Source organism: Streptomyces sp. NPDC017940, from assembly GCF_044328435.1.
In the GTDB taxonomy this organism is placed as follows: domain Bacteria; phylum Actinomycetota; class Actinomycetes; order Streptomycetales; family Streptomycetaceae; genus Streptomyces.
In genome coordinates, this window is sequence record NZ_JBIRHJ010000009.1 from 386,579 (window position 1) to 399,474 (window position 12,896).

Genomic DNA, 12,896 nt, shown 5'->3' on the forward strand with positions numbered 1-12,896 from the left:
CGGGCACAGCTCGCGCGCCGGTGCGCGCGAGCTGTGGCAGCATCGAGCGCATGATCCTCCGGTCGTCAGGCCGCTTGCTCGGCGCACTCCTCGTCTGCCTCGCCGTCCTGCTGACCGGCTGCGGCTCGGAGCGGCGGAGCGGCAGCGGCGCCGCCGCCGACGCGGTGTCCACGCCCGCGTGGGCGCGCGGCATGGAGACCGTCCGCGCGGACCGGCTGCCCGCCGAGGCCCGGCGGACGCTGCGGCTCATCGACGAGGGCGGGCCCTTCCCCTACGCCAAGGACGGCACCGTCTTCCGCAACCTCGAGGGCGAGCTGCCGCGCGAGGCACGCGGCTACTACCGCGAGTACACCGTGCGCACACCCGGAGAGCGCGACCGCGGGGCCCGCCGCCTGGTCACCGGCCGCGAGGACGAGACGTACTACACGGACGACCACTACGCGTCCTTCAGGGCGGTGCTCAGATGACGGCGGCGAAGGACGAGGAGGGCCGGGACATGACGACGGACGACGCAGCCCGCGGGCTGCCCGGGCCCGTGTGGGAGGCCGTGCGCGGCACCGGCCTTACCACGCGCACGCTCGACCTGGACGGCGTACGCGACAAGTCCGCCTTCATGGACCGGTGTGCCGCCGCGCTGGCCCTGCCGGACTGGTTCGGGCGCAACTGGGACGCCCTCGCCGACTGCCTGACCGACCCGGCCCTGACGCACGGCGCGCGCGGACAGCTGCTCGTCGTCACCGGATGGCGGGGGTATGCCGACGCGGCGCCGGACGACTGGGCCGCCGCGCAGGAGGTGTTCGCCGACGCGGTCGCGTACGGGCGGGAACAGGAGCGCGGCCTGGAGATCGTGCTCGCGGTGGGGCCGACGCGGACCGCCTGAGGGACGCCGGGCCGAGCCGTCCCGCGTACGCAGCGCGGGACGGCGGCAGCGGAGCGTGGCCGCCTTGGAGGATCCGACCAGGGCCCTGAACAGCTGCCTGGGTGATCGTCCCAGGCGGTGCGGGCCCCCGGGCATGGGACAATGAAGTACGTGCTTATCCCCCGGCTGTCCTGTCGGGGGCCACCTCTGATCGACTGGGATGAGCAGCACGTGCGCTTCCTCAACGACATCCAGCCCGCGTACGACCTGACGTACGACGACGTCTTCATGGTGCCGCGGCGCTCCGCCGTGGGTTCGCGCCAGGGCGTCGACCTCACGTCGCCCGACGGCACGGGCACCACGATCCCGCTGGTCGTCGCCAACATGACCGCGATCGCCGGCCGCCGCATGGCCGAGACCGTCGCCCGCCGCGGCGGCCTCGTCGTCCTTCCGCAGGACATTCCGATAGAGGTCGTCACCGAGGTCGTCTCCTGGGTCAAGACGCGCCACCACGTGCTCGACACCCCCATCGTCCTCGCCCCGACGCAGACCGTCGCCGACGCCCTCGCGCTGCTGCCCAAGCGCTCCCACAACGCGGGCGTCGTCGTGGACGGCGACCGCAGGCCGGTCGGCGTGGTCACGGATGCCGACCTCACCGGCGTGGACCGCTTCACCCAGCTGTCCGAGGTGATGTCGAAGGACCTGGTGCTCCTCGACGCGGACATCGACCCGCGCGACGCGTTCAACAAGCTGGACGGCGCCAACCGCCGCTACGCCCCCGCCGTGGACAAGGAAGGCCGCCTCGCCGGCATCCTCACCCGCACCGGCGCCCTGCGCGCCACCCTGTACACCCCGGCCGTCGACGCGCAGGGCAAGCTCCGCGTCGCCGCCGCCGTCGGCATCAACGGCGACGTCGCGGGCAAGGCCAAGCAGCTCCTCGACGCGGGCGTCGACACCCTGGTCGTGGACACCGCGCACGGCCACCAGGAGTCCATGATCGCCGCGGTGCGGGCCGTGCGCGGGCTCGACCCCCAGGTGCCGATCGTGGCGGGCAACATCGTCGCCGCCGAGGGCGTGCGCGACCTCGTCGAGGCCGGCGCGGACATCATCAAGGTGGGCGTGGGCCCCGGCGCCATGTGCACCACCCGCATGATGACCGGCGTGGGCCGCCCGCAGTTCTCCGCGGTGCTCGAGTGCGCCGAGGAGGCCGCGAAGTACGGCAAGCACGTATGGGCGGACGGCGGCGTCCGGCACCCGCGCGACGTCGCCATGGCGCTGGCCGCGGGCGCGTCGAACGTCATGATCGGCTCCTGGTTCGCGGGGACGTACGAGTCCCCGGGCGACCTCCAGCAGGACGCGAACGGCCGTCTGTACAAGGAGTCGTTCGGCATGGCGTCGGCCCGCGCCGTGCGCAACCGCACCAGTGAGGAGTCGGCCTACGACCGCGCCCGCAAGGCGCTGTTCGAGGAGGGCATCTCCACCTCCCGGATGTTCCTCGACCCGGCCCGTCCCGGCGTCGAGGACCTGATCGACTCGATCATCGCGGGCGTCCGCTCCTCCTGCACCTACGCGGGCGCCGCCTCGCTCGCGGAGTTCGCCGAGAGGGCGACCGTCGGCGTCCAGAGCGCCGCCGGTTACGCCGAGGGCAAGCCGCTGCACGCGAGCTGGAGCTAGACACCGCGCCGCGGCATGAACACAGCCCCGCGCCCCTGAAGAACGGCGGGCCGTCCCCTTCGGGGGGCGGCCCGCCGTGCTGCGTCACCCCTTGGAACGCAACGGACTAAACGGACGGCGCAACGAACACGCGCTCAGCGGCGCCGCACGCAACGATCTTCCGCCGATGCGCAACGTTGCTGCATTACGGGCGGGAACCGACACCCATAGAGTCATGCGCTGTACGTGGCGTGGCGGGGACTGCCTGCTCGGTGGCTCCCGTTTCCCTCGTGGGCTGCCGCGGCTCCCTGCCACTTCTACCGGCAGCGATGAAGGAGCCAGCGCGTGCTCGACCAGGGCGCACCCCCGCAGACCAGCCCGAGGCCCCCGGCAACGGCCGGCCTCGGCAGTCGACTGATGCGGCGCAAGCCGGTGGAACGCCTGGTCGCGGAGGGCGGCCAGGGCGAGGGTGGCTCGCTTCGGCGCACCCTCGGCATGTGGCAGCTGACCATGATCAGTATCGGTGCCACGCTCGGCACCGGCATCTTCGTGGTGCTCGGCGAGAGCGTCCCCAAGGCGGGACCCGCCGTGACGGTGTCGTTCGTCATCGCCGGACTCACCGCCCTCTTCTCAGCCTTGTCGTACGCGGAGCTGGCCGGCTCCATCCCGGTCGCCGGGTCCTCGTACTCGTACGCATACGCAACCATGGGCGAACTCGTCGCCTGGGTGTGCGGCTGGTGCCTGGTCCTCGAGTACGGCGTGTCGGTCGCGGCGGTCGCCGTCGGCTGGGGCGAGTACCTGAACGAGCTGCTCGACGGCACCATCGGCGTCACCATCCCGGACGCGCTGTCCGCGGCGCCCGGCGAGGTCGACGGCGCCCTCATCAACCTGCCGGGCCTGATCGTGGTGCTGCTCGCCATGGTCTTCCTGCTCGGCGGCGCCAAGGAGTCCGCCCGCGCCAACACGATCATGGTGATCGTGAAGATCGCGGCCCTGGTGCTGTTCTGCGCCGTCGGCTTCACCGGCTTCAAGTCCGGCAACTACTCCGACTTCATGCCGCTCGGCGTGGCGGGCGTCAGCGCCGCGGGAGCGAGCCTGTTCTTCTCCTACATCGGCTTCGACGCCGCCTCCACCGCCGGTGAGGAGGCCAAGAACCCGCAGCGCGACCTGCCCCGCGCGATCATGCTCTCGCTGATCATCGTCACCGCGCTGTACGTCCTGGTCGCCGCCGTCGCCGTCGGCGCGTGGAACTGGACGGAGTTCGAGGACTCCACGGCGTCGCTGACCGCGATCATGAACGATGTCACCGGCCAGACCGTCTGGGGCACCCTGCTCGCGGCCGGGGCCGTCATCTCCATCGCCAGCGTCGTCCTGACCGTCCTCTACGGCCAGACCCGGGTCCTCTTCGCGATGTCCCGCGACGGCCTCGTGCCCAAGCAGTTCGCCAAGGTCAGCGGCAAGACCGGCACGCCCCGCGTGAACACCGTGATCGTGTCGCTGTTCTGCGGCGCCCTCGCCTCGGTCATCCCGCTCGGCAAGCTCGTCGACGCCACCAGCATCGGTACGCTCTTCGCCTTCGGGCTGGTCAACATCGCCGTGATCGTGCTGCGCCGCACCCGGCCCGACATGCCGCGCACCTTCCGGGTGCCGCTCGGCTGGCTCTTCCCGGTGCTCGGCTTCGGCTTCTGCGCCTACAACATGTTCAACCTCGACTCCGTGACCTGGGTGGTCTTCGGTGTCTGGATGGCCGTCGGGCTCGTGTTCTACTTCCTGTACGGGATGCGCCGCTCCCGTCTGGAGACCGAGCTGCCCGCAGGGAAGGTCTCCCCGGTGAAGTGACACGCAGAGAAGTGAACGACCCCCAGTGCGACTGAACGATCTCGACGAACGCATCGTGCACGCCCTCGCCGAGGACGCCCGCCGCTCCTACGCCGACATCGGCCAACTCGTCGGCCTGTCCGCGCCCGCCGTGAAACGCCGCGTGGACAGGCTGCGGGCCACCGGAGCCATCACCGGGTTCACCGTCAGGGTCGACCCGGCCGCGCTCGGCTGGGAGACCGAGGGGTTCATCGAGATCTACTGCCGGCGCAACACCTCGCCGGAGGCGATCCAGCGGGGGCTCGAGCGGTACCCGGAGATCGCGTCCGCCTCCACCGTCACCGGTGAGGCGGACGCGATCGTTCAGGTCTTCGCCGCTGACATGCGGCATTTCGAGCGGGTTCTTGAGCGGATCGCCGGGGAGCCGTTCGTCGAACGGACGAAGTCCGTGCTGGTGCTTTCGCCGCTCATGCGGCGCTTTTCGTCCGGGTCGCCCGCCTAGTTCCCCGCGCCGCGAGGCCGTGCCTGCGGGCTGAACCCCCGGGCGGGCGGCCAACGGGCCGTGTGCAACGAATCGCCGTCCCCCCGGCCCCACGCGCAACAGATCGCCCACCGCGGTGCACCTGTCGTGCCTTGTCGCGCCACAGCCGCGGAACGTACCGTCTTTGCGAACCCCTGACGCCACCGCGTTTCCCGACGCGCGTCTCCCTTCGCACGCCCCGAGGTCCGCCATGCCCCCGCTGCGCACAGCCCTGCTCCAGAGCTCCGGCCGTCCGGGTTCCGTCGCCGCCAATCTTCAGGTGCTCCAGGAGGCCGCCGAGCGCGCCGCCGCCGCGGGCGCCCGGCTCCTTGTGACCTCCGAGATGTTCCTGACCGGCTACGCGATCGGCGACGACGTGCCGCGCCTGGCCGAGGCGGCCGACGGCGAGGCGGCGGACGCGGTCGCCGACATCGCCGTACGGCACGGCGTGGCCGTCGCCTACGGCTACCCCGAGCGCGCGGGCGAGCAGGTCCACAACTCCGTCCAGCTCATCGGCGCCGACGGCACCCGGCTCGCGAACTACCGCAAGACCCACCTCTTCGGCTGCTTCGAGCGCGAGCACTTCACGCCCGGCGACAGCGCCGTCGTCCAGGCCGACCTCGACGGCCTCCAGGTCGGCCTGATGATCTGCTACGACGTGGAGTTCCCGGAGAACGTCCGGGCGCACGCCCTCGCGGGCACGGACCTCCTGCTCGTACCGACGGCGCAGATGCACCCGTTCCAGTTCGTCGCCGAGTCCGTCGTACCGGTGCGCGCCTTCGAGAACCAGCTGTACGTCGCGTACGTCAACCGCGTCGGCCCCGAGGGCGACTTCGAGTTCGTCGGCCTCTCCACCCTCGCGGGCCCCGACGGGACCGCGAGGGCGCGGGCAGGCCGCGGCGAGGAACTGGTGTTCGCCGACGCCGACCCCGGCTTCCTGGCCGCCTCGCGCGCCGGCAACCCGTATCTGAGCGACCGCCGCCCCGGTCTGTACGGCCCGCTCAGCGAGGGCTGATCCCCGCCCCGCCGCAGCGCCCCGCCGCCCGAGACCTCGCCCCGCCCCACCCTCGTACCGCGCAAGGAGTCCCCACCCCATGACGTCCACGGTGCCCACCGCCATCCAGCACACCGACGCCCAGCCGCCCATCACCATGTTCGGGCCGGACTTCCCCTACGCGTACGACGACTTCCTCGCGCACCCGGCGGGCCTCGGCCAGGTACCGGCGACCGAGCACGGCACCGAGGTCGCCGTCATCGGCGGCGGTCTCTCCGGCATCGTGGCCGCGTACGAGCTGATGAAGATGGGCCTCAAGCCCGTCGTGTACGAGGCCGACCGGATCGGCGGGCGCCTGCGCACCGTCGGCTTCGAGGGCTGCGACCCCTCGCTGACCGCCGAGATGGGCGCGATGCGGTTCCCGCCGTCCTCGACGGCGCTCCAGCACTACATCGACCTGGTGGGCCTCACCACCCAGCCGTTCCCCAACCCCCTCGCCGAGTCGACGCCGTCCACGGTCGTCGACCTCAAGGGCGAGTCGCACTACGCGGAGACCGTCGCCGACCTGCCGCAGGTCTACCGCGACGTGGCGAAGGCGTGGAGCGACTGCCTCGAGGAGGGCGCCGACTTCTCCGACATGAACCGCGCGCTGCGCGAGCGGGACGTGCCGAGGATCCGCGAGATCTGGGCGAAGCTCGTCGAGAAGCTCGACAACCAGACCTTCTACGGCTTCCTGTGCGAGTCCCAGGCCTTCAAGTCCTTCCGGCACCGGGAGATCTTCGGCCAGGTCGGCTTCGGCACCGGCGGCTGGGACACCGACTTCCCGAACTCCATCCTGGAGATCCTGCGCGTCGTCTACACCGAGGCCGACGACCACCACCGCGGCATCGTCGGCGGCTCGCAGCAGCTCCCGCTGCGCCTGTGGGACCGCGAGCCGCAGAAGATCGTGCACTGGCCGCTCGGCACGTCCCTGAGCGCGCTGCACGAGGGCGGCGAGCCCAGGCCCGCCGTGACCCGGCTGCACCGCACCGCGGGCAACCGCGTCACCGTCACCGACGCGTCCGGCGACATCCGCACCTACCGGGCGGCGATCTTCACCGCCCAGTCCTGGATGCTCCTGAGCAAGATCGAGTGCGACGACTCGCTGTTCCCCATCGACCACTGGACGGCGATGGAGCGGACCCACTACATGGAGTCCAGCAAGCTCTTCGTGCCCGTGGACCGGCCGTTCTGGCTGGACAAGGACGAGCGGACCGGGCGTGACGTGATGTCGATGACGCTCACCGACCGCATGACGCGCGGCACGTACCTGCTCGACGACGGCCCCGACAAGCCCGCCGTCATCTGCCTCTCCTACACCTGGTGCGACGACAGCCTGAAGTGGCTGCCGCTGTCGGCGAACGAGCGCATGGAGGTCATGCTCAAGTCGCTCGGCGAGATCTATCCGAACGTCGACATCCGCAAGCACATCATCGGCAACCCGGTGACCGTGTCCTGGGAGAACGAGCCCTACTTCATGGGCGCCTTCAAGGCGAACCTGCCGGGCCACTACCGCTACCAGCGGCGCCTGTTCACCCACTTCATGCAGGACCGCCTGCCCGAGGACAAGCGCGGCATCTTCCTCGCGGGCGACGACATCTCCTGGACGGCGGGCTGGGCCGAGGGCGCGGTGCAGACCGCGCTGAACGCCGTGTGGGGCGTCATGCACCACTTCGGCGGCGCCACGGACGCGACCAACCCGGGCCCCGGCGACCTGTACGACGAGATCGCCCCGGTGGAACTGCCGGAGGACTGAGCCCGGCCCCGGCCGCGACCGGCCCCCGGCGCACCCGGGGGTCAGTCGCGCAGCGGCGTGAGCAGCATCCGGCCCGCGAGCCCCACCGCGTCGTCGAGGCGTCCCCGCAGGCCCCGCGCCACGCAGGGGAAGTCCCGCAGGGCCCACAGGGCGCGCGCGGCCGACCAGGCGCCGTCGCGGGCCCGGTCCAGGCTCCAGGAGCCGAGCAGATGGGTGAGGGGGTCGGCGACCTGGAAGAGGTCGGGGCCCGGCATCAGCTCCTCGCGGACGCGTTCCTCCAGCGTGACCAGGATGTCGCCGACGCGGTCGAACTCGTCCTCCAGGTCGCCCGGTTCGCAGCCGAGTTCGTGGCAGCTGTCCACGACGGCGAGCGCCAGGTCGTGGCCGATGTGGGCGTTCATGCCGGCGAGCGCGAACTGCACCGGGCGGATGCCGGGATGGCGGCGCAGCTGGAACAGCGGACGCCAGCACGCGGGCGGCGGCCGGTCCTCGGCCGCCGCGTCCACCGCCGCCAGATAGCGCTCCGCGAAGCGCACGTCCAGGGTGACGGCGGCGCGGACGTCGGGGAACAGGCCCCCGGCGATGCTCCTGCCGACCTCCTCGGTGACCGCGAGATACACGCGGTTGAACACGGCGACGCCGTCCGCGCGCGGCCAGGAGGCGTCGAGGGCGAGCATCCGCGCGATCACGCCGTGGACGCTTCCTGGCGAGCAACCGGTGACGCCGTCACCGGGCACCGGGTGGGTGCGCTCGGCGATGGGCTGCGACTGGGGCATGGGGGCAGGTTCGCAGCCATCGCCCGGCGCGGGTGCGCGCCGGGCGGGCGATTGACCGGAACGAGGGAACGGCCCGATCCTCCGTGCGGTCACCCCTTGACTTGCGGATCCTGTCCCTCGTCGTACGAGGACGTGCCCGCGTCGAGGAGCGGCTCCTGGCTCCTGAGGTGGGCGGGGGCGAACGCCCGCAGCACGTGGTAGCCGGTGATGACGACGACCGTGCCGAGCGCGATGCCGCTCAGCGAGAAGTTGTCGGTGAACTTCAGCGAGACGTTGCCGACGCCGATGATGATGCCCGCGGCCGCGGGCACCAGGTGCAGCGGATTGCGCAGATCCACTCCGGCGTTGATCCAGATCTGCGCGCCGAGCAGGCCGATCATGCCGTACAGGATGACGGTGATGCCGCCGAGCACCCCGCCGGGGATCGCGGCGACGACCGCGCCGAACTTCGGGCACAGGCCGAAGAGCAGGGCGAACGCGGCGGCGGCCCAGTACGCGGCGGTGGAGTAGACGCGGGTCGCGGCCATCACGCCGATGTTCTCGGAGTACGTGGTGTTGGGCGGGCCGCCGACCGCGGTGGAGAGCACCGAGGCGGCACCGTCGGCGGAGATCGCCGTACCGAGCTTGTCGTCGAGGTTGTCGCCCGTCATCTCGCCGACGGCCTTCACGTGGCCCGCGTTCTCCGCGACCAGTGCGATCACGACCGGCAGCGCCACGAGGATCGCCGACCACTCGAAGCTCGGCCCGTGGAACGACGGCAGCCCGATCCAGTCCGCGTGCCCGACCCCGGACAGGTCAAGGCGCCAGTGGTCGGTGACCCGGCCGGAGCCGTCCGCCGAGTGGATCCTGCCGAAGACCGTGTCGAGCAGCCAGGAGAACGCGTACCCGAAGATCAGGCCGAGGAAGATCGCCACCCGGGACCAGAAGCCGCGCAGGCAGACCACGGCCAGACCGGTGAACAGCATGACGCACAGCGCCGTCCACTGGTCCTGCGGCCAGTAGGTGGCGGCCGTGACCGGCGCCAGGTTGAACCCGATCAGCATCACGACCGCGCCCGTGACGATCGGGGGCATCGCCGCGTGGATGATCCGCGCCCCGAACCGCTGCACCGCGAGCCCCACCAGGAACAGCACCGCGCCGACCACGAGCACGGCGCCCGTCACCGTCGCGCTGGAGCCGCCCTGCGCCCGGATCACGGCGGCCACGCCCACGAAGGACAGGGAACAGCCGAGGTAGCTGGGCACCCGGCCGCGGGTGGCGAGCAGGAAGATGGCGGTCGCGACGCCCGACATCATGATCGCGAGGTTCGGGTCGAGACCCATCAGGATCGGCGAGACGAACGACGCCCCGAACATCGCGACCACGTGCTGGGCGCCGAGGCCGAATGTCCGGGGCCAGGAGAGCCGTTCGTCGGGGCGGACGACGGCTCCGGGCGCGGGGGTGCGTCCGTCTCCGTGCAGTCTCCAGCGCACGCCGAGGTCCATGGTGAGTTCGCTTTCTGTGCGCGGGACGAGCTGTGCCGTCGCAAGGACGCCTGTGCCGACGCGAGGACGTCGTGCCCTCGCGCGGGCGCTGTGTCGTCATGTCGACGATCAGCGTCGACATGTTAATGCGACGTAAGTGCGCTTCCCCGCCTGCTCCCCCCGGTACGGCGTCCCGTGCCGAAGCCGAGACGCCGTACCGGGGGCCCGCGCCCGCCCGTCAGGCCTCGCGGTTCACCGGGGACGCCTCGTCCGCCGCGCCCGGCCGCACCGCCGACCGCCCGTCCGTGCGCAGTACGCCGGCGAACGCGACGAGCCCGCACGCGAGGACCGTGACCAGGCCGAACGACACCACCAGGCTGGTCGCGTCGGCGAGGGTGCCGATCGCGGACGGCGCGATCAGACCGGAGGTGTAGGTGATGGTGGCGACGCCCGCGATGGCCTGGCTGGGGTTGGGGCCCGCGCGCCCGGCCGCGGCGAACGCCAGCGGGACGACCACCGCGATGCCCAGCCCCATCAGCGCGAAGCCGGTCATGGCCACGGCCGCGTGCGGCGCCACCACCACGAGCAGCCCGCCGAGCGCGGCGAGCCCGCCGCCCACGCGCACCGTGCGCACGGAGCCGAACCGGTCCACCACCTTGTCGCCCGCGAACCGGGCGATCGCCATCGTCAGCGTGAACCCGGTGGTGCACGCCGCCGCGAGCCCCGCCGAACTGTCGAGCACGTCCTTGAGGTACACCGCCGACCAGTCCAGGCTCGCGCCCTCCGCGAACACGGCGCAGAACCCGACCGCGCCGATGAGCAGCGCCGACCTGGGCGGCAGGGCGAAGCGCGGCGGCGGCTCCTCGTCGGGGGTGCTGCGCAGGTCCAGGACGTGCCGGCAGGCCAGGAGGCCGAGGACGGTCAGGACGGCGGCGGCGAACAGGTGGTGCACCCGGGCGTCCGTGCCCAGGTGCGCGGCGACGGTGCCGCCCGCCGAGCCGATCAGGGCGCCCGCGCTCCACATGCCGTGCAGGCCCGACATGATGGACTTGTCCATCCGGTTCTCGATCTCCACGCCGAGCGCGTTCATCGCCACGTCGGACATGCCCGACGTCGCCCCGTACACGAACAGGGCCGCGCACAGCGTGACCAGGTTCGGTGCGAGCGCGGGGAGCGTGAGCGAGAGCGTCCACAGCGCGAGCAGTCCGCGCAGCGCCGTGCGGGCGCCGAAGCGATGGCTCACCCAGCCCGCCAGGGGCATCGCCACCGAGGCGCCGATCGCGGGGAAGGCGAGGGCGAGGCCGAGCAGCCCCGCGCTGACCCCCGCGTGGTCCTGGATCCACGGCACCCGGGTCGCGAACGACCCCGTGACCGCTCCGTGCACGCAGAAGATGACCGCGACGGCGATCCGCGCCCGCCGCACCTGCTGCTCGCCGTAGACCTCTTGGCCCTGCGGGCCCTGTCCGCTCATCCGCTCTCCACCCCTCACACGGTCCCGTCACGGACCGCCGCAGTAAACTATCAGGAACCCTGCCTGATAAAAGAGGATCAGGGAACCGATATGCGCGCCTGAAGTGTCCGGACCGACGACCGGACCGACGGCCCCGGGCGGCGCGAGCGCTGTGGAAGGATCCCGCCATGCCCGCATCACCGAGCACCGCACGGGCCATCAACGACCGGCTCGCGCTGCGTCTGCTGCGTGCGGGGCCGCTGACGGCGGGGCAGTTGAAGCAGCTCACCGGCCTGTCCCGGCCCTCCGTCGCCGACCTCGTCGAGCGCCTCCAGGGCTCCGGCCTGATCACCGTGGTGGGCGAGGCGGGGGAGCGGCGCAGGGGCCCGAACGCCCGTCTGTACGGGATAGTCGCCGACCGGGCCCACCTGGCCGCCCTGGACGTCCGCACCGAGAGTGTCTCGGTGGTCGTCACCGACCTGCTCGGCGCGCAGCTCGCGGAGGCGTCCCTGCCGATAGGCGGCGGCACCCGCACCGGGGCCGCCGTGGAGCGGGCCGTGGCCCTCGTCGAGCGCACGGCCCGAGCGGGCGGTGCGGGCAGGCTGCACACCGTGGGCGTCGGCGCCCCCGGCCTCGTCGACCCCGCGACCGGTGACCTGCGCGACTCGGCGGGCCTTCCGGCCTGGCACCGGCGCCTGGTCGCGGCCCTCACCGAACGGCTCCCCGCACGCATCCTGGTGGAGAACGAGACCAACCTCGCCGCCCGCGCGGAACAGCGTGACGGCGCCGCGCACGACCGGGACACCTTCGTCCTGCTGTGGCTCGGCGCGGGCACGGGCGCCGCCGTCGTCCTGGACGGCGTCCTGCGCCGCGGCGCCTCCGGCGGCACCGGCGAGATCGGCTTCCTGCCCGTCCCCGGCACCTCCGGACTGCCCTCCGCGACCGCGTGCGACGGTGGCTTCCACTCCCTCGCCGGGTCGACGGCCGTCGAGGAGCTGGCCGCCGACCACGGCCTGAAGGCGGAGCCCGAGGGCCACGAACTCCCCGCCGCAGCCCTCGTCCGCCTCGCCGCCGAGTCCGGGCACGCCCCCTTCCTCGACGCCCTCGCCGACCGCGTGGCCCTCGCCGCGGCGTCCGTGGCCGCCGTCCTGGACCCCGGCTGCGTGATCCTCGGCGGCGAGATGGGCCGCGCCGGGGGCGAGGCGCTCGCGCACCGGGTCGGGGCGCGGGTGGCCGCGATGTCCCCCCTGCGCACGGAGGTGCGCGCCACCACTCTCGGCGGCACGGCGGTCCTGCGCGGAGCCCTGCTCACCGCGCAGGACGCGGCTCAGGAAGAAGTGTTCGCGCCGGGGGCGTGAGGCGATCGGCGCCGGGGGCGTGCGGCGACCGGCTGCCGCTCCGGGTACGCCCTCGCCGCCCCCGAACGCGCCGCCCCCCGAACGCGCCGCGCCCCACCGCCGGAACCGGGTGGTCCCGGGCCGGGCGGTGGGGCTCTGGCTGCTTCGTTGGGAAGCCCGGCGGCGGGGCAAGGGCACGTCAACCCGCCGCCGGGCGTTTGTGGGGGGTGG

11 protein-coding genes are annotated in these 12,896 nt (G+C 72.5%); 8 read left to right on the forward strand and 3 right to left on the reverse strand.

Going from position 1 to position 12,896, the window contains the following annotated elements; all coding sequences use genetic code 11:
• Positions 1–50 precede the first annotated feature (50 nt).
• The 7 genes from ACH4DX_RS30295 to ACH4DX_RS30325 all read left to right on the forward strand — a co-directional run bounded on the left by ACH4DX_RS30295 (position 51) and on the right by ACH4DX_RS30325 (position 7,639).
• A complete protein-coding gene (locus ACH4DX_RS30295) occupies positions 51–467 on the forward strand; it encodes a ribonuclease domain-containing protein (RefSeq protein ID WP_398157454.1) in 417 nt (138 codons plus the stop codon).
• Positions 464–880, forward strand: a complete 417-nt coding sequence (locus ACH4DX_RS30300; RefSeq protein WP_398121822.1) for a barstar family protein — start codon at positions 464–466, stop codon at positions 878–880. The genes ACH4DX_RS30295 and ACH4DX_RS30300 overlap by 4 nt, the downstream gene beginning before the upstream one ends.
• A gap of 210 nt (positions 881–1,090) precedes the next feature.
• Complete coding sequence (locus ACH4DX_RS30305) at positions 1,091–2,533, forward strand: GuaB1 family IMP dehydrogenase-related protein (RefSeq protein WP_398121823.1); 1,443 nt, start codon at positions 1,091–1,093, stop codon at positions 2,531–2,533.
• Between the two features lie 324 nt (positions 2,534–2,857).
• The gene (locus ACH4DX_RS30310) at positions 2,858–4,351 is read left to right on the forward strand and encodes an amino acid permease (protein ID WP_398121824.1); all 1,494 of its coding nucleotides are present in this window, start codon (positions 2,858–2,860) and stop codon (positions 4,349–4,351) included.
• A gap of 25 nt (positions 4,352–4,376) precedes the next feature.
• Positions 4,377–4,832, forward strand: a complete 456-nt coding sequence (locus ACH4DX_RS30315; RefSeq protein WP_030360443.1) for an Lrp/AsnC family transcriptional regulator — start codon at positions 4,377–4,379, stop codon at positions 4,830–4,832.
• A gap of 229 nt (positions 4,833–5,061) precedes the next feature.
• Positions 5,062–5,865 carry a carbon-nitrogen hydrolase family protein gene (locus ACH4DX_RS30320; RefSeq protein WP_398157455.1) on the forward strand — a complete coding sequence of 268 codons (804 nt, stop codon included), beginning with the start codon at positions 5,062–5,064 and terminating at the stop codon, positions 5,863–5,865.
• A gap of 79 nt (positions 5,866–5,944) precedes the next feature.
• Entirely contained in the window at positions 5,945–7,639 is a 1,695-nt protein-coding gene (locus ACH4DX_RS30325) for a flavin monoamine oxidase family protein (RefSeq protein WP_398121826.1), read from the forward strand.
• A gap of 41 nt (positions 7,640–7,680) precedes the next feature.
• Here ACH4DX_RS30325 and ACH4DX_RS30330 read toward each other — a convergent pair whose 3' ends face one another.
• From ACH4DX_RS30330 to ACH4DX_RS30340, 3 genes are all read right to left on the reverse strand, one after another.
• Positions 7,681–8,415: a DUF5995 family protein gene (locus ACH4DX_RS30330; RefSeq protein ID WP_398121827.1), complete on the reverse strand. Its 735-nt coding sequence runs from the start codon at positions 8,413–8,415 to the stop codon at positions 7,681–7,683.
• Positions 8,416–8,504: 89 nt separating this feature from the next.
• Entirely contained in the window at positions 8,505–9,899 is a 1,395-nt protein-coding gene (locus ACH4DX_RS30335; RefSeq protein WP_398121828.1) for a uracil-xanthine permease family protein, read from the reverse strand.
• Between the two features lie 217 nt (positions 9,900–10,116).
• Entirely contained in the window at positions 10,117–11,349 is a 1,233-nt protein-coding gene (locus ACH4DX_RS30340) for an MFS transporter (RefSeq protein WP_398121829.1), read from the reverse strand.
• A 167-nt stretch (positions 11,350–11,516) separates the two neighbouring features.
• Between ACH4DX_RS30340 and ACH4DX_RS30345 the strand changes: the two genes are divergently transcribed.
• Positions 11,517–12,686: an ROK family protein gene (locus ACH4DX_RS30345; protein ID WP_398157456.1), complete on the forward strand. Its 1,170-nt coding sequence runs from the start codon at positions 11,517–11,519 to the stop codon at positions 12,684–12,686.
• The last annotated feature ends 210 nt before the right edge of the window (positions 12,687–12,896 follow it).

Coding starts and splice junctions, on each gene's coding strand:
- ACH4DX_RS30295 (WP_398157454.1), top strand. CDS start 51: ATGATCCTCCGGTCGTCAGGCCGCTTGCTCGGCGCACTCCTCGTCTGC.
- ACH4DX_RS30300 (WP_398121822.1), top strand. CDS start 464: ATGACGGCGGCGAAGGACGAGGAGGGCCGGGACATGACGACGGACGAC.
- ACH4DX_RS30320 (WP_398157455.1), top strand. CDS start 5,062: ATGCCCCCGCTGCGCACAGCCCTGCTCCAGAGCTCCGGCCGTCCGGGT.
- ACH4DX_RS30325 (WP_398121826.1), top strand. CDS start 5,945: ATGACGTCCACGGTGCCCACCGCCATCCAGCACACCGACGCCCAGCCG.
- ACH4DX_RS30330 (WP_398121827.1), bottom strand. CDS start 8,415: ATGCCCCAGTCGCAGCCCATCGCCGAGCGCACCCACCCGGTGCCCGGT.
- ACH4DX_RS30335 (WP_398121828.1), bottom strand. CDS start 9,899: ATGGACCTCGGCGTGCGCTGGAGACTGCACGGAGACGGACGCACCCCC.
- ACH4DX_RS30340 (WP_398121829.1), bottom strand. CDS start 11,349: ATGAGCGGACAGGGCCCGCAGGGCCAAGAGGTCTACGGCGAGCAGCAG.
- ACH4DX_RS30345 (WP_398157456.1), top strand. CDS start 11,517: ATGCCCGCATCACCGAGCACCGCACGGGCCATCAACGACCGGCTCGCG.